This window comes from Nonomuraea sp. NPDC052265, assembly GCF_044547985.1.
Taxonomy (GTDB): Bacteria; Actinomycetota; Actinomycetes; order Streptosporangiales; family Streptosporangiaceae; genus Nonomuraea.
Genome location: NZ_JBIUBJ010000006.1, coordinates 279283 through 295050 on the forward strand (window position 1 = coordinate 279283; position 15768 = coordinate 295050).

Annotated in this window: 13 protein-coding genes; 5 read left to right on the forward strand and 8 right to left on the reverse strand. The window is 71.8% G+C overall.

Annotated features, from left to right (window positions below; translation table 11 throughout):
- Window positions 1-46: 46 nt before the first annotated feature.
- Window positions 47-1438 (reverse strand): rhodanese-like domain-containing protein, encoded by a 1392-nt coding sequence (locus tag ACIHAD_RS20720; protein WP_397356133.1) that lies wholly within the window; start codon window positions 1436-1438, stop codon window positions 47-49.
- Window positions 1439-1641: 203 nt separating this feature from the next.
- Between ACIHAD_RS20720 and ACIHAD_RS20725 the strand changes: the two genes are divergently transcribed.
- On the forward strand, window positions 1642-2910 hold the full coding sequence (locus ACIHAD_RS20725; RefSeq protein WP_397356134.1) for an MFS transporter: 1269 nt from the start codon (window positions 1642-1644) through the stop codon (window positions 2908-2910).
- Between the two features lie 134 nt (window positions 2911-3044).
- Window positions 3045-4901 (forward strand): vWA domain-containing protein, encoded by a 1857-nt coding sequence (locus ACIHAD_RS20730; RefSeq protein ID WP_397356135.1) that lies wholly within the window; start codon window positions 3045-3047, stop codon window positions 4899-4901.
- A 194-nt stretch (window positions 4902-5095) separates the two neighbouring features.
- Here the strand turns inward: ACIHAD_RS20730 and ACIHAD_RS20735 are convergent, their stop codons facing one another.
- Window positions 5096-6025, reverse strand: coding sequence for a non-reducing end alpha-L-arabinofuranosidase family hydrolase (locus tag ACIHAD_RS20735; protein WP_397356136.1), 930 nt, complete (start codon window positions 6023-6025; stop codon window positions 5096-5098).
- 285 nt (window positions 6026-6310) lie between these two features.
- Between ACIHAD_RS20735 and ACIHAD_RS20740 the strand changes: the two genes are divergently transcribed.
- A complete protein-coding gene (locus ACIHAD_RS20740) occupies window positions 6311-7096 on the forward strand; it encodes a hemerythrin domain-containing protein (protein WP_397356137.1) in 786 nt (261 codons plus the stop codon).
- Window positions 7097-7134: 38 nt separating this feature from the next.
- On the opposite strand, the gene ACIHAD_RS20745 is transcribed toward ACIHAD_RS20740, so the two are convergent.
- A complete protein-coding gene (locus tag ACIHAD_RS20745) occupies window positions 7135-7824 on the reverse strand; it encodes an ABC transporter ATP-binding protein (RefSeq protein WP_397356138.1) in 690 nt (229 codons plus the stop codon).
- Window positions 7821-8918 carry an ABC transporter permease gene (locus ACIHAD_RS20750; RefSeq protein ID WP_397356372.1) on the reverse strand — a complete coding sequence of 366 codons (1098 nt, stop codon included), beginning with the start codon at window positions 8916-8918 and terminating at the stop codon, window positions 7821-7823. Before ACIHAD_RS20750 ends, ACIHAD_RS20745 begins: the two co-directional genes overlap by 4 nt.
- A gap of 148 nt (window positions 8919-9066) precedes the next feature.
- Between ACIHAD_RS20750 and ACIHAD_RS20755 the strand changes: the two genes are divergently transcribed.
- Together ACIHAD_RS20755 and ACIHAD_RS20760 are read left to right on the forward strand one after the other, a co-directional pair.
- Complete coding sequence (locus tag ACIHAD_RS20755; protein WP_397356139.1) at window positions 9067-10251, forward strand: sensor histidine kinase; 1185 nt, start codon at window positions 9067-9069, stop codon at window positions 10249-10251.
- Window positions 10248-10871, forward strand: a complete 624-nt coding sequence (locus ACIHAD_RS20760; protein WP_397356140.1) for a response regulator — start codon at window positions 10248-10250, stop codon at window positions 10869-10871. The genes ACIHAD_RS20755 and ACIHAD_RS20760 overlap by 4 nt, the downstream gene beginning before the upstream one ends.
- Before the next feature lie 34 nt (window positions 10872-10905).
- Here the strand turns inward: ACIHAD_RS20760 and ACIHAD_RS20765 are convergent, their stop codons facing one another.
- From ACIHAD_RS20765 to ACIHAD_RS20780, 4 genes are all read right to left on the reverse strand, one after another.
- The gene (locus ACIHAD_RS20765; protein WP_397356141.1) at window positions 10906-11403 is read right to left on the reverse strand and encodes a DUF1269 domain-containing protein; all 498 of its coding nucleotides are present in this window, start codon (window positions 11401-11403) and stop codon (window positions 10906-10908) included.
- 24 nt (window positions 11404-11427) lie between these two features.
- Window positions 11428-13251 carry an alkyl/aryl-sulfatase gene (locus tag ACIHAD_RS20770; RefSeq protein ID WP_397356142.1) on the reverse strand — a complete coding sequence of 608 codons (1824 nt, stop codon included), beginning with the start codon at window positions 13249-13251 and terminating at the stop codon, window positions 11428-11430.
- Window positions 13252-13364: 113 nt separating this feature from the next.
- On the reverse strand, window positions 13365-13541 hold the full coding sequence (locus ACIHAD_RS20775; protein WP_397356143.1) for a hypothetical protein: 177 nt from the start codon (window positions 13539-13541) through the stop codon (window positions 13365-13367).
- Between the two features lie 33 nt (window positions 13542-13574).
- On the reverse strand, window positions 13575-15716 hold the full coding sequence (locus tag ACIHAD_RS20780; protein ID WP_397356144.1) for an NACHT domain-containing protein: 2142 nt from the start codon (window positions 15714-15716) through the stop codon (window positions 13575-13577).
- Between the last annotated feature and the right edge of the window lie 52 nt (window positions 15717-15768).

A 15768-nucleotide genomic window follows, 5' to 3' on the forward strand; every position in this document is an offset into this window, starting at 1 on the left:
CTGATACCCAGGGGGGTATCGAGGAGGCGTGCGGAAGCCGGTGAGGTCAGACGCCGGCCGGCTCGGCGGCCGACAGGGCCCACGCGGCGTAGCCGCCCAGGATGTCGGAGACGTCCTGGAAGCCGCGGTGCCGCAGCAGGCTCGCCGCGATGGACGAGCGGTGACCGCCCGCGCAGTGCAGGACGAGGGGCCGGTCGGCGGGCAGTTCGTGGCTGCGCGCGGGCAGTTCGCTCAGGGGGATGTGCACGGCGGCGTCGATGAAGCCGTTCGCCTCGCGCTCGCCGGAGGTGCGGACGTCCACGACGACCGGAGGGGCGTCGCCGGCGAGGGCGGCGCGCAGCTGCGCGGCGGTCAGGCGGCCGGCCGGGGCGACCTCGCCCGCGAGCGCCACCAGCGCGTCGTCGGGGTTGCGCAGGTAGCCCGCGACCCGGTCGAAGCCGATCCGGGCCAGGCGGGTGACGACCTCCTCCTCCCGGTCCTGCGGCGCCAGGACGACGAGCTCGTCGGCCGGGGCGAGCACGGTCCCCGCCTGCTCGGCGAAGCGCCCGTCGGCGGGCACGTTCACCGCGCCGCGCAGGTGCCCGGCGGCGAAGTCCTGCGGGTCGCGGGCGTCCACCACGATCGTGCCGGCGGCCCGCAGCCCGGTGAACTCGGCGAGGGTCAGCGGCCGGGGGGCGGCCGAGGCGTCGTGGCGGGCGCGGTCCTTGCGGTTGAGGTCGGCGTCGTAGGCGAAGTAGCCGGGCGCGGCCGGCTGGCCGGCGGTGACGAGCGCGACGAACGTCTCCCGGTCCATCGGCGCGCAGGCGTAGTTGGTGGCCCGCTGCTCGCCGATGGTCGACTGCTTCTCGGTCGAGAGGTTCTTGCCGCAGGCCGAGCCGGCGCCGTGCGCGGGGAAGACCCGCACCTCGTCGGCCAGGCCCATGAGCTTGTTCTGCACGCTGTCGTACAACATCGTGCCCAGCTCCTCGGGGGTGACGCCGACGGAGGCGAGCAGGTCGGGGCGGCCGACGTCGCCGATGAACAGCGCGTCGCCGGTCAGCACCCCGTACGGGACGCGGTCCTCGGCCCGTTCGTGGACCAGGACGCTGATCGACTCCGGGGTGTGGCCGGGCGTCTCCATGATCTCCAGGGTGACGTCGCCGAGCGAGATGCGCTCGCCGTCGGCGAGCTTGCGGATCGGGTACTCGGTCTCGGCGCGGCGGCCGTAGCCGATCCAGGCGCCGGTGTCGTCGGCCATCTCCAGGTGCCCGGCGACGAAGTCGGCGTGGAAGTGGGTGTTGACGACGCCGACGACGGTGAAGCCGTGCGCGCGGGCGTCGGCCAGGTACTCGGAGATGTCCCGACGGGGGTCGACGACCACCGCTTGGCCGGTGCCCTCGTCGGCGATCATGTACGACGCCTGCGAGAGGCAGTCCAGGTAGTACTGGGTGAAGAACACGGCAATCCCTTCGTGAGGAACGCGGCCGGCGGGGTGGAGGCTTGATACCCCCCCGGGTATCTTGGACCCGACAGTAGGTTGTGCGTGAAGAGGATGTCAAATACCCCTCTGGGTATCGTCCAGAATACCTGGGGGGGTATGGTGACCTGGACGTACACCCCTGCCGCTCTCCGGCGCGTTCCAGGTGCGAAGGACCCCCGCCCGTGAAGACCAACCCCGCGCCCGCCCCGACCGGCCGGCCGCCCGTACGCCTCGGGCTTCGGGTGAACGCGCTCCAGTTCTCCCTGCTGGTCGTCGTCAACGTCGCCGTCGGCGGCCTGGTCGGTCTCGAACGCACCACCGTGCCGCTCATCGGCGCCCACACCTTCGGCCTGACCAGCGACCTCGCCGTCTTCTCCTTCATCGTCGCCTTCGGCCTCACCAAGGCGTTCACCAACCTGGCCGCCGGCGCCCTGACGGCCCGGTTCCGCCGCAAGCGGCTCCTCGTCGCCGGCTGGCTGATCGGGATCCCCGTCCCCTTCGTCCTGGCCTGGGCGCCCTCCTGGGGGTGGATCGTGGCCGCCAACGTCCTGCTCGGCCTCAACCAGGGCCTGACCTGGTCGATGACCGTCAACATGAAGATCGACCTGGTCGGGCCCGCCCGGCGCGGTCTCGCCACGGGCCTCAACGAGGCCGCCGGGTACACCGCCGTCGGCGCCACCGCCCTGCTGACCGGCTACCTCGCCACCGGCTACGGCCTGCGTCCCGTCCCCGAGCTCGTCGGCGTCGTCTTCGTCGCGGCCGGCCTGGCGCTGGCCCTGGTCGTCCGCGACACCGCCGCCCATGTGGCCCTCGAACTCGACCGGCATCCCCGGCCCCTGGCCGCCGGTGGGACCCCGGGCCCGGCGGCCGTGTTCGCCCGCACCTCCTGGCGCGACCGTTCGCTGCGCGGCGTCAGCCAGGCCGGCCTCGTCAACAACCTCAACGACGGCCTCACCTGGGGCGTCTTCCCCCTCCTGTTCACCGACCACGGCCTGGGGCTGGCCGCCGTCGGGCTGATCAAGGGGCTGTACCCGCTCCTGTGGGGCATCGGCCAGATCCCGGCCGGTCACCTCGCCGACCGCGTCGGCCGCAAACCCCTCATCGTCACCGGCATGCTCGTCCAGGCCGCAGGTTTGCTCCTCGCGCTCGCCCTGCTGGACACCCCCTTGCTCGCCGGGGGCCTGTCCGCCGTCGCCCTCGGGCTCGGCACCGCCATGGTCTACCCCGCCCTGATCGCCTCCGTCTCCGACCACGCCCATCCCGCCTGGCGTGCCAACGCCCTGGGCGCCTACCGTTTCTGGCGCGACATCGGCTACGCCGCGGGAGCCCTCGTCGCCGGTGTCCTGGCCGACGCGCTCGGGCTCGGCGCCACGGTCGTCGCCGGCGCCGTGCTCACCGCCGTCTCCGGCCTGCTCGCCGCCCGCTGGATCACCGACCGTACGAGGGGCTGACGGCGGGGGCCCGGCCTGGGTCAAGCGCGGCTCAAGCTGCGGTTCGCATTGCCCGCGTCGCCGGAAACGGCGGAAGCGTTCCTTGATCCACCTCTGGTTACAGTCCGTAGTGATCTGTTCGCCCAGGGGGGAAGATGAAGAGTGTTCGTATAGTCGCCACCAGGATGGCGAAGGTGTTGTGTGCGGGGCTGCTCGCGGTCCCGTCGTCCCCTCTGGTCGTGCCCGACCCGTCGCCGGACACGTCGGTGGTGACGGTGAAGACCGGCGGTGACCGGATCGGCGACACCGCGGTGGGCCCGCTGGCCGGGGTCGAGCTCGGCCTGTTCACCGGCCCCGACGCCACCACCCCGGTCGACGGCGACTGGGGCGTGTGCGTGTCGGACGACGACGGCGACTGCAGCTTCGTCGTCCCCGACACGGCGCCGGGCGGCGCCAACGAGGGCGCGCGTTTCTACGTCAAGCAGATCTCCGCCCCCGGCGGCTGGTACACCAACCCCGAGTTGCGCACCGGCCGGGGCAGCGGGTCCAACTCCGTCGCCACGCCGTACGTCTTCCAGACCCCCGCGCTGGAGAGCGACACCACGTACAGCTCCACCCGCGACTTCATGATCAACAACACCCGCGGGGACGCCACCGCCTCGACCGGGATCTGGCAGCAGTCACGGGTCAACCCCCAGCCCGATCTGACCTGCGGCCTCGACGTCGCGCTGCTGCTCGACCTGTCGGCCTCGGTGGGCAGCGCGCTGCCCGACCTGAAGGAGGCCGCCGACACCTTCACCGACGCGCTGACCGGCACGCCGTCGCGGATGGCGCTGTTCACGTTCGACCGCGGCTCGCCCAGCGCCGGCACCACGAACAATCCCGAGCTCATGCCGGTGTCCACCGAGGCGGGCGCCGACGCGTTCAAGAGCCTGTACGCCGACTGGCAGCTCGGCAGCGGCACCAACTGGGACCGCGGCCTGGCGGCGGTCGCCGAGGCGGCGCCGCGCTACGACCTGCTGGTGGTGCTCACCGACGGCAACCCCACCTACTACGACAGCCTGCTCGGCGACGGCAGTAACACCCGCATCGCCGAGGTGGAGGCCGGGATCTTCTCCGCCAACGCGGTCAAGGCCAAGGGCACCCGCGTCCTGGCCGTCGGCGTCGGCAACGGCGTGACCGGCCTGACCGCGCTCAACCTGCGCGCCATCTCGGGCACCACCGCCTTCGACGGCACCAACGCGGTCGCCGCCGACTACTTCCAGACCAGCGACTACGCCGCCGCCGGGCAGGCGTTGCGGGAGATCGTCCGGGCCCAGTGCCAGGGGTCGCTGTCGGTGATCAAGCAGATCGTCCCGCCCGGCAACACCGGTGAGGACGTCACCGGCGCCACCCCGGCCGGCGCCGGCTGGGAGTTCGGCGCCGAGACCGACACACCGGGCATCGGCGGGCTGCCGGCCACCGAGTCGACGATCGACGACGGCACGGGGTCGGTCAACTTCGACCTCACGTTCAACGAGGCGGCCTCGGCCGACGTCACCGTCACCGAGACGCAGCACCCCGATCACACCCTGGTCACGCAGGGCGGGCAGAACGCGGTCTGCCGCGAGATCGACACCGACATCGAGGTGCCGGTGACCAACAGCGGCGGGCTCGGCTTCACGGTCGAGGTGCCGAGCGACGCGGCCGTCAGCTGCACCGTCTACAACCGCCCACCCGCCCCGACCCCGACCCCGACCCCGACCCCGACACCCACGCCGACACCCACGCCGACACCCACGCCGACTCCGACGCCGACTCCGACGCCCACGCCGACCCCGAAGCCAACGCCCACGCCGAAGCCGACGCCGACGCCGACGCCGACGCCGACGCACCCCGGGCACTGCCACAAGGAGCAGCCGTACTGGGGTCACTGCGAGCCGCACCCGGACTGGCACGAGGACTGCGACAAATCGGCCTTCGGCTGCCAGGACCTGCCGCCGTGGGCGCACCCCGGCGGACGATGGGAATGACAGCCTCCGCCGGCCGCCCGACGCATGCGGGCGGACCGGCCACAGCGAGCGGCGACACCGGCCGTAGCTGACGTGGGCGGGCCCGGCCTTGCGCCGAGCCCGCCCACGACGGGTTTCCGGGGAACCTCGGGAAAGCCCGTTCCCGGCCTTTCCGGGGAACCTCGGGGAGGCCCGTTCCCGGCCCCGTCACGCCGTCAGCGCTGGAGTGTCAGCAGGCCCGGCCGGTAGGGCAGGAGGCCGTAGTCGCCGCCGGAGCTGGGGCTGCGTCCCTGGTAGAGGAGTTGGAGGTTGCAGGGGTCCACGGTGAAGGTCTGGTCGGCGCTGGTGCGGATCAGTTCGCCGTGGCTGATGTCGTTGGTCCAGGTGGCGCCGCTGTTGGCCTTTCCGGCGAAGGGGTTGGCCTCGGTGGCGGCTTGTGGTGTCCATGTGCCGTTCAGGCTGGTGGCGGTGAAGGAGCGGAAGTAGCGGCCTTGGGCGCCGATCGCCTCGACGAGCATGAGGTAGCGGTTCTGGCCCTGGAGTTTGTAGACCTGGACGGCTTCGAACAGGTTGTTCGTCGTGTCGCTCATGACCACGGTCGAGGTGGTGCCGAAGCTGCCGGGGAAGTTCCCGATGGGCATGGTGGCCCGGTAGATCTTGCCGTTGTCGCCGGCGAAGAACAGGTACATGGTCGTGTCGTCGCCGATGAGGGTCTGGTCGATGGGGCCGGTGCCGGAGCCGGAGATGCTGCCGGAGAACAGTGTCTGCTGGGCTGACCAGCCGTTGGGGTTGGTGGGGTCGCTGGAGGTGCGGTAGGAGAAGGCGGTTCCGCCCCACTGGTAGGCGAGTACCCAGATGTTCTTCGGGGCGAAGTAGAACAGTGTGGGCGCGACGGTGCCCGATGACATGGCGTTCTGGCTCGCCGAGGCCATGTCGGACCAGTTGGTGAAGGGGCTGAAGTTCATCGAGCCCCACTTCGTCCCGGTGTCGTGGGTGGTGGCGTAGACGAGGTGCCTGCCGTTGTAGGGGGCGACGGTGAAGTCCTTGAGGGAGACCCAGCCGGACTTCGGGGTCGCCAGCGCGCCGGTCGAGCTCCAGCGGTACGCCGACGGAAGGTCGCACGTGCCGGGGGTGCCGCCGTTCACCGGACGAGTCGCCCTTGCCGGTCGGCGCCGCTCCGCGCGGCGGCCGCTGTGATCAGCGTCCGGCGGCGTCGGCGGGTGGCTGGTGGGGACAGGGCGTTGACGCTCATGCCTGAGCCTCCGTGTGCGAGTCAAGGGACAAGATCGCCTCGGGGACTCAGTGTGTGAAGCGCGCCGAAAATTGTCAAGGAAAATATGAAACTTTCGGGTAGAAGCAAGGATTACCTGGGCATCCGCGTCGGAACACCGGCGGACGGGCAACACCACCTTGGGGAACGGGGGCTGACCATGAGGGACGAAACGCGCGAAGGCCGCATGCCACCGAGCGTGCGCCGTCGCGAGATGCTGGCCATGCCCGTCGCCCTGGCCTGCGGCTCGGCGGTGCTGACCGGCTGCGACACCGAGGGACAGGCCCGCAGTGCCACCACGGCCACCCCGGCCGCCACGCCCACCACGCCCACCACGGCCACCACCGCCCCCGGCCCCGAGCGGGAAGTGCCGGTCACGCCGCCCGAAGATCTCATGCGCGAGCACGGAGTGCTCAAACGCGTCCTGCTGATCTACCGGGAAGGCGTCCGGCGGATCGGCGCGGGAGAGCAGGTGCCGGTACGGCCCCTGCACGCCGGAGCCGGCATCATCCGCACCTTCATCGAGCAGTACCACGAGCAGCTCGAAGAGCGGTACGTCTTCCCGCCCCTGGTCAAGGCGGGCAAGCTCACCGACGTCGTCCCCGTCCTGATCCGGCAGCACCGGCGCGGACGCGTCCTGACCGGCCGCATCCTGGACGCCACCGCCAGACCCACCCCCCAGGTGGCCCGCCGCGGCCTGGCCGCCGACATGGCCGCCTTCATCCGCATGTACGAGCCCCACGAAGCCCGCGAGGACACCGTGGTCTTCCCCGCCATGCGGGACGTGATCCCGCCCGAGAAGTTCACCGAGCTGGCGGAGACGTTCGAGGACGAGGAGCACCGCCGTTTCGGCGCGGCCGGCTTCACCGGCGTGGTCGGGCAGGTGGCCGACATCGAGAAGGCGCTCGGCATCTACGACCTGGACCAGTTCACCCCTCGCGGCTGACCCGGCCGGACGCCGGGGAAGGGCCCGGCGCCCCCGGATCAGGCGACCCGGGTGGCGGCGCCTTCGCCGAGCCTGCCGTCGTCCATGGTCAGGACGGTGTCCGCCTTCGCCAGGGTGGCCAGGTCGTGCGTGACCATGACGGTGGCCAGGTCGTTCTTCCTGGTGAGATCGGCCAGCAGGGAGACGATCCGCTCGCCCCGGTGGTGGTCGAGCGCGCTGGTCGGCTCGTCCACGAGCAGGACCTCGGGGGAGTTCATCAACGCGCGGGCGATGTTGACGCGCTGGCGCTCGCCCCCGGACAACTGGTGCGGGCGCTTGTGCTCCTTGCCGCCCAGATCGACGGCGAGCAGCAGCTCCCGCGCCCGCGAGGCCGCGCCGCGGGGGGATTCGCCGGCCAGGTGCGCCATCACCAGGAGCTGGTCGAGCGCGGTGAGCGAGGGCAGCAGGTTGGCCTGCTGGAACACGATGCCGATGTGGTCCCGGCGCACCCTGGTGCGGATCGCCTGGCCGGCGCGGGAGACGTCCTGCCCGGCGATGACCACGTCGCCCGCCGCGGGAGTGATCAGAGTGGCGGCGACGGCGAGCAGGCTGGACTTGCCCGAGCCGGACGGGCCGACCACCGCGGTGAACTCGCCCGGCGCGACGGCCAGGCTCACGTGGTCGAGCGCGGTCAGCGTACGGTCCCCGTCGGGGTAGGTCAGGACGACGTCGGTGAGCTTGAGGGTCATCGGGAGGCTCCCAGGGCGGTCAGCGGGTCGACAGAGGTGATCTTGCGGATGGCCAGCGCGGCTCCGGCCGCCCCGAGGACGACCATCACGGCCACCGGCACGACGGTGGTGGTCACCGACAACACGAACGGGACGGTCCCCTCGGCCAGCGCCCCGAGACCCGCGCCGAGCAGGCCGCCGACGCCCGCGCCGCCCAGCAGCACGATGACCGCCTGGGCCAGCGCGTCCCGCAGGAGGTAGCCGGAGCTCGCGCCCAGAGCCTTGAGCACGGCGACGTCGCCGCGCCGCTGGATCGTCCAGACGGTGAAGAAGGCCCCGATGACCAGGGCCGAGATGGCGAACAGGAAGCCGCGCATGAGCTGGAGGGAGCCGTTCTCGGAGGAGAACGAGCCGATCGCGGCGGGCGCGTCGGACAGCGGGACCGTCGTGGTGCCGATCCGGACGTCGGCCGCGGCCAGGCCGTCCGTGCCGCCGGGAGACGACGCCAGGCGATCGGCGCCGTCGTCGGGCAGTGCCAGGACGGTCGCCACGGTGTCCGCGCCGCCCTGGCGGCCCATCCACTCCCAGTCGCCGATGCCGAGCCAGACGACGGGGGTGTGGCTGTAGGACGCCTCGCCGCCGACGCCGGAGACGGTGAAGTCCTTGCCGGCGATCCGGACCGTGTCACCGGTGCCCACCCCGGTGTCGGCGGCGAGCGCGGCGGACAGGACGATCCTCCCCGTGTCCACGGGCCGTCCCTGGGCGAGGACGCCGCCCGGCTGGACGCCGAACAGCGCCACCCCCGCGCTCTGGTCGCCGCCGTAGCCGAGCCTGGACATGGACACGCCCAGCCGCTCGACGGAGTCGCCGGCCACCCGCCGCCACTCCTGCCAGGTCCGGTCGGTGACGCGGCTGTCGGCGAAGGCGGGTTTCCCGCCGCCGGCGAAGACGAGGTGCCCGGCGGGCAGGCTCTCCACGGCCGAGATGTTCTCCCGCGCCAGCCCGGCGGTCAGGCCGGACAACATGGTCACCAGGAGGGTGATGAGGAAGACGACGGCGCCCATGAGAGCGAACCGTCCCTTCGCGAAGCGCAGGTCTCTGAGCGCCACGAACACGGCGCATCCCCCGTTGCGGTTGAAGGTCACATTGACGTTCCCCAGCGTGCGGGTGCCCGGTTCACGCGCGCATCGTGCATGCGGTCCGCCCCGAATACTTCTTTCGGACGATTTGGGACGCGAGGCAGTCGCATACGCTTTGTAAGAGATGTCTGACTATCCGTTCCCGCCCGCCCTCCGGCTGCTCCGATGGACCGTGCACGGCACGTTCGCGATCCTCCTGGTGATCGCGCTGGCCGGCGTCGCCGGGAAGGGGCGGTACGAGCTGGTGCTGGGCGGAGCGCTCCTCGGGGCTCTCTACCTGGCGGGCATCGTGATCGAAGGGCGGCTGCCGCACTTCGGCGGGCCGACGCACCTGCGGCTGGGCCGGGTCTGGCTGGTGCTGACCACGGTCGGATGGGCGGTGCTGGCCCTGGCCGCGCCGCAGTTCGTCTGGCTGGCCTTCCCGCTCTTCTTCGCCTACCTCCACCTCCTGCCCCTGGCGGTCGCGCTGCCGGGCGTGGTGGCGCTGACCGTCGCGGCCGTCCTGGCCGCCGCCTGGCACGAGGGCCGGCTGACCGCCTCCCTGGTCATCGGCCCGACGATCGGCGCGGCGGTGGCCACCCTGATGGCGATGGTCTACAAGGCGCTGCACGCCGAGAGCGAGGAGCGCCGCCTGCTGATCGACGACCTGGTCCGCACGCGGGGGAAACTGCTCAAGGCGGAGGGCGACGCCGTACGGCTGGCCGAGCGGGAACGCCTGGCCAGGGAGATCCACGACACGCTGGCGCAGGGCATGTCCAGCATCATCCTGCTCCTGCGCGCGGCCCGGCGGGACCTGGCGGAAGACCTCCCGGCCGCCGAGCGCCGCATCGCCGAGGCGGCGGACGCGGCCAAGGAGAACCTGGAGGAGGCCCGGAACTTCGTCCGCGGCCTGGCTCCTCCGGCGTTGCAACACGCGTCGCTGATCGCGGCGCTGCGCAGGACCAGCGACTCCGCCGTGGCGGGCACGCCCATCCGGGCGCGCTTCGAGATCTCCGGCATCCCGGCGCCGCTGCCCGCCGACTACGACGCCACGCTGCTGCGCATCGCCCAGGGCGCCCTGGGCAACGTCAGCCGCCACTCCGGAGCCGGTCACGCCGGGGTGACCCTCACGTACCTGGATGACGTGGTCATGCTTGACGTGTACGACGACGGCCGGGGCTTCGATCCCGGACGTTCGGCCGGCTTCGGCCTGCGCGCGATGCGCGAGCGGGTCAGCGCCCTGGGCGGCAGCCTCACCGTGGAGTCGGCCCCCGGCGAGGGCACGGCCGTCGTGGCCACCCTGCCGCTGCCGCCCCTGGAGGGACCGTGATCCGGATCGTCCTGGTGGACGACCATCCCGTCGTCCGTTCCGGCCTGCGCGCCATGCTCGCCGGGCAGCCCGACTTCGACCTGGCCGGCGAGGCCGCCACGGGGGAGCAGGGCGTGGAGCTGGCCGCCACGCTCGCCCCCGACGTCGTCCTGATGGACCTCCAGCTGGGGGCGGGCATGCACGGCAGCGAGGCGACCCGCCGGATCGTGGCCCTGGGCGGGCCCCGGGTCCTGGTGCTCACGACGTTCGACACCGACGCCGACATCGTGGCCGCCATCGAGTCGGGAGCGACCGGCTACCTGCTCAAGGACGCCCCGTCGGAGGACCTGCACGCCGCCATCCGGTCGGCCGCCGCGGGAGCCAGCGCCCTGGCGCCGAGCGTGGCCTCACGCCTGCTGGGCCGGGTCCGCGCTCCCGACGCCACGCTCAGCCCGCGCGAGCTGGAGGTCCTCGGGCACGTCGCCGCCGGCCTGTCGAACCGGCAGATCAGCAAGGCGATGTTCCTCAGCGAGACCACGGTCAAGACCCACCTGGCGCACATCTACACCAAGCTGGACGTGGACTCCCGCACTGCGGCCGTCGCCGCGGCCTCGAAGAGGGGCCTGATCCGTTCCCCGTGAGCCGGGACCGGCGGCGTCCCGCCGGGGCCGGTGGCTACGCGCCGGTCCTGGCGGCCTGGGCGGTGGCGCGCAGCTGCTCCTCCTGCTCGTGGCTGAGCGAGGTCTGCAGGATGTGGCCGCCGTACTGGGCGATCTCCGGGATCACCTTGTCGGGGGTGCTCTGGACGACCAGGAGGAACAGGGCGGCGGTGCCGGGTTCGAGCTTGGTGCCCAGCTCGCGCATGAAGTCGTCGTCGACGCCCGTGTCGGTGAGCGCGCCGCCGACGGCCCCTCCCGCCGCGCCGAGCGCCATGCCGAGCAGGGGCATGAGGAACAGCAGGCCGATGAGGCCGCCCCACAGGGCGCCGCCGGCCGCGCCCATGCCCGCCGTGCTGGTGGCCTGGTGCAGCTTGATCTTGCCGTCCCGCTTGCGCTCGACGACGGCGGCGTCCTCCAGCTTGAGCAGGTTCTCCTTCTGCATCTGCGCGAGGCGGTCGCGTACGGACATGGCGGTCTGGACGTCGGGGTAGGCGATGGCGATCAGGTTGCTCATTGCGGATCTCCTGCGGTTGCGGTTTCAGGGTGTGACGATGGCGAAGTCGGGCTTGGGCTCCTCCAGCACGGAGGTCAGGCGGCGCAGGACGGTCAGGTCACCGTCGTGGTCGATCCCGTCGTGGTCAAGCCCGTGGCCCGGCCCGTCGCCGTCACCGGCGAGCAGGGCGAGCAGGCGCTGCCGGGTCAGCCGCAGCGTCAGGTCGGCTCCGTTGCCCGTGGGTGACTTCTGGTGGACGAGGGCGCCGTTGGACATCGTGGTCCGGTGGCGTTCGTCCAAGTCGGTGAGGTGCCAGTCGATGGCGAAGCGCTCGTTCCAGGCATGGGGGCCGTTCACCCGGATGGCCAGGGAGTCGAAGATCTGCTCGCTGGACAGCGCGCTGAGCATGTCCGGCGTGGTGGTGCTGGTGGAGCCCGGTGAGGGGCCGTTCTTCAGCTCGCCCGCGCCGGTGAGGTAGAAGTTGCGCCAGGTCGCGTTCTCGGCGCCCTGGCCGAGGCGGGTGTAGACGCGGGCCAGGAGCCTGCGGGCCGAGGCGTCGTTCTCGTCGGCGTACACGACGTGGTTGAGCAGGGTCGCGGCGAAGCGCAGGTCGCCTTCCTCGATGTAGCGGTCGGCCAGCCCCACCACGGCCGAGGTGCCGCCGAACGACTCGACGTAGCGGCGGGCCTGCTCGATGGGCGGGTGTTCCCACAGGTGGGCGGGGTTGCCGTCGAACCAGCCCAGGTAGCGCTGGTAGATGGCCTTGACATTGTGGCTGACCGAGCCGTAGTAGCCGTGGGTGTGCCAGACCTGCTCCAGCGCGGGCGGCACCTGCATGACCTCGGCGATCTCGGCGCCGGTCAGGCCCTGGTTGAGCAGGCGGAGGGTCTGGTCGTGCAGGTAGGCGTACAGGTCGCGCTGCTGGGACAGGAAGGTGACGATGTCGTCCCTGCCCCAGGTGGGCCAGTGGTGGGAGGCGAAGGCGACGTCGGCCCGGTCGGCGAAGAGCTCGACGGCCTCGGTCAGGTAGCGGGCCCAGACACGGGCGTCGCGGACCACCGCGCCGCGCAGGGTGAGCACGTTGTGCAGGTTGTGGGTGGCGTTCTCGGCCAGGCACAGGGCACGGCGGTCGGGGAAGAGGAAGTTCATCTCGGCGGGCGCCTCGGTGCCGGGGGTGAGCTGGAAGACGACGCGTACGCCGTCGACCGTCTCCTCCTGCCCGGTACGGGTGATGTCCACGGTCGGCGGGATGAGCGAGACGGTGCCCTGCGAGGTGCCCATGCCCAGCCCGCAGCCGAGCTGGCCTTCCGGGGACCGGGGGAGCCGCTGGCCGTACATGTACAGGGCGCGGCGGTTCATGGCGTTGCCGGCGTAGACGTTCTCCGCGACGGCGTGCTCCATGAAGTGGGCGGGGGCCAGGATCGGCACGTTCCCGTCGGTGACGCCGCGTACGCCGCCGAAGTGGTCCACGTGGCTGTGGGTGTAGACGACCCCGGTGACCGGGCGGTCGCCGCGGTGGTCGCGGTAGAGCCGGAGCGCGGCGGCGGCACACTCGGCGGAGACCAGCGGGTCGATGACGATGACGCCCGTGTCGCCCTCCACGAGGGTCATGTTCGACAGGTCCAGGCCGCGCACCTGGTAGACGCCGTCGGTCACCTCGTACAGGCCCTGCCGGGCGCACAGTTGCGCCTGCCGCCACAGGCTCGGATGAGCGGTCTGCGGGCAGTCGCCGGCCAGGAAGTCGTAGGCGTCGTTGTCCCAGACGACCTCGCCGTCGGACGTCCTGACCACGCCGGGGGTCAGCTTGGCGATGAAGCCGCGATCGGCGTGCTCGAAGTCCGTTCGATCCTGAAAAGGAAGGTCTGCCATGAGACCGTCCTGCCCTCGGCCGTCTTCGATGAGGGCAAGGAGAGCCTCAAGAAAGAGCATCCCCTGCGACGCAGGCGATGGTCATCGTCGGCGTGCGGCGCAGGCGCGGATGGTCAGGAGGCTTCCCATTCCTGGCAGGGGACCAGGGGGTGATGGCGGTAGATGGTGCCGATGACCCGCTCGTCCGCCTGGAGGTAGACCTCCTGCGGGGCGGGGCCGCACGCGCACTGCGGGGACTCCTCGTGCCCCACGCGGTCGTCAATGGGACGGATGTGGACGGTCTTTCGCATGGCGTCTTCTCCGGGGGAGAGGGAAGGCTTGGGTCATCTTATCTCCGTATGTGCATGTATGTGCTCGTTTGTCGGATTTATCGGAGGTGTGGGGTGCTCGGCCAGATAGTCCTGGAGCTCGCGGTGACGGAACTGGTAGGCGACCCCGGAGATCCGCAGCAGCCCCGCGTCGTAGCACCGGTGCAGGAACCGTCCGAGCCGCCACGGCAGCCGGCCGCGCGTGGACAGCAGGAACCCCAGGTAGCGGCGCGCCAGCAACGGTGACCAGGACGCCACCAGGGACATGCCGAACACCGCGCTCGCGGTGGCCGCCGTGACGACCGACAGCCCCTCCAGCAGCTCCGCGAACCAGATCCCGAGGATGAACCCGAATCCGGGACCGAAGGTGAGCGCGGCCACCAGGGTCGAGACGACGTCGTCGCGGATGATCGCCCTGGGGTCGGCGCCGTCCCAGGAACCGGCGTACCCGTTCTCCCCGCTCCTCCCGCTCGCCATCCCGATCCCGAACAGGACGCCGAAGACGACCGGCACCCACAGCGGGAGGGCGGTGTCGAACTCCATGATGACCGCCGCGCCCGCCAGGCAGCCGCACAGGGCGGCGAGCACGCCCTCCACGACGGCCCTCCTGCGGTCACGTACGCGGCGCAACCGGCGGAAGCCGGCCTCGTCCGCCGTGGACCACACCTCCCGCCAGGCCCTGTACGGCTCCGCCAGCAGGCCCACCGACACCGCGCCGGGCAGCCAGAGAATCATGAGCGCGCCCACCGCCGCGCCCGACAGCCGGCCGTCCACGACGTCCATCTGCGAGAACACCAGGACCGCGGCGGCGACGACCACGCCGATCCCGGGAAGACAGGTCGCCAGGGCCACCAGCGCGCCGATGACCCGCGGGCGATCCCCCGCCAGCGGCCACAACTGGTGCAGAACCAGGTCGGTGCCGGACAACACGCGCCCGTGGAACGGCGGCCGGCCCGCGTTCCCGCGCAGGTAACCGGCCAGGACGGCCAGCCAGGCGTGCGTCCGCTCGGCGCCGGGCCCCCTGCCCGCCGGGTCCGTCGCGGCCAGGCGGGCGGGGATGAACAGGCCGAGCAGGTGCTCCCGTACGGACGACTGGTCGGCGAACTCCGTGAGGACCTCGGGGGAGCGCACGTAACGCCCGGTGAGCGGATCGCGTTCCTCGTAGACGCTGACCGCCAGGGTCAGCCGCCACGGCGTGTTCAGCGCCTCGGCCAGGACGTGGCCGTCGCGGGTCAGCGCGTCCAGCACCGGCCGCCAGCGGTCCGGGTCCTCCTGGTCGGTGACCGCCTGGATGAACCGCCACGCCTTGTCGGTGAGCACCTTGTCCACGTCGACCCGGACGACGCCGCGGGGGACGGCCCGGTCGGCGACCAGGGCGTCGTACTGGTCGGTGCGGCAGGTCACGATCAGGCTGCAGCGGTCCGGCCCGTGCTCGTAGTCCTCCAGCGCGCGCAGCGCCCGGGCGGCCCGCGACCCGTAGCCCGGCTCGTCGGTCTCGTCCATCTCGTCGAGCCCGTCGACGACGGGCAGGATCTTCTCCGCCTCCACGAGCGTGCGCGCGGTCGCCGGCTTCAGCCCGTACGTCGCGGTCAGGTGCCGGGCGAGCAGCTCCCTCACCGGTACGTCCGGATCCAGGCTGGTCGCGGAGATCCGCACCGGGATGCGGTCGTCGGGCTGCCTGCCGCCGAGCAGTTTCAGGATCAACTCGATCGCGAGGACGGTCTTGCCCGACCCCGCCACTCCGGCGATCACGAACCGTCGCGGCTCCCGCAGGCCGCGGAAGTAGGCGGCCACCTTTGTCAGGTTGCCGCTCGGCGGAGCGGAGACGGAACCGCCGGTGGGGTGGAAGGTGAAGTCGACGTCGATGACGGCGTCGCTGCCCTTGCCGCCCAGCAGTTGTGCCCGCTGGGCCCGCTCCTCGGCCAGCACCCGCCGGGCCAGCAGGATCCCGGCCGCCTGGACGTCGGTGTCGGCCACCCGCTGCGCCTGCCACCAGGAGATCACGGCGATGCCGGTTCCGATGAGCGCGAACCCCCCGCCGACCGGGTCGACGTCGCCGGGATACCGCGTCCACAACCGCAGCGCGGCGGCGATCAGCAGGACCATCCCGATCGCCACGCCCGCCCGGAGCCACCATGCCTTCGTACGCCGCCTCACGGTCCCAGCATTTCAAGCCGACACCTGTCGTGGGCCGGGAAAGGCACAAAGA

Excerpts from the sequence above, each read along its gene's own strand:
- ACIHAD_RS20730 (WP_397356135.1), top strand. The coding sequence starts at position 3,045 with ATGAAGAGTGTTCGTATAGTCGCCACCAGGATGGCGAAGGTGTTGTGT.
- ACIHAD_RS20740 (WP_397356137.1), top strand. The coding sequence starts at position 6,311 with ATGAGGGACGAAACGCGCGAAGGCCGCATGCCACCGAGCGTGCGCCGT.
- ACIHAD_RS20745 (WP_397356138.1), bottom strand. The coding sequence starts at position 7,824 with ATGACCCTCAAGCTCACCGACGTCGTCCTGACCTACCCCGACGGGGAC.
- ACIHAD_RS20755 (WP_397356139.1), top strand. The coding sequence starts at position 9,067 with ATGTCTGACTATCCGTTCCCGCCCGCCCTCCGGCTGCTCCGATGGACC.
- ACIHAD_RS20765 (WP_397356141.1), bottom strand. The coding sequence starts at position 11,403 with ATGAGCAACCTGATCGCCATCGCCTACCCCGACGTCCAGACCGCCATG.
- ACIHAD_RS20770 (WP_397356142.1), bottom strand. The coding sequence starts at position 13,251 with ATGGCAGACCTTCCTTTTCAGGATCGAACGGACTTCGAGCACGCCGAT.
- ACIHAD_RS20775 (WP_397356143.1), bottom strand. The coding sequence starts at position 13,541 with ATGCGAAAGACCGTCCACATCCGTCCCATTGACGACCGCGTGGGGCAC.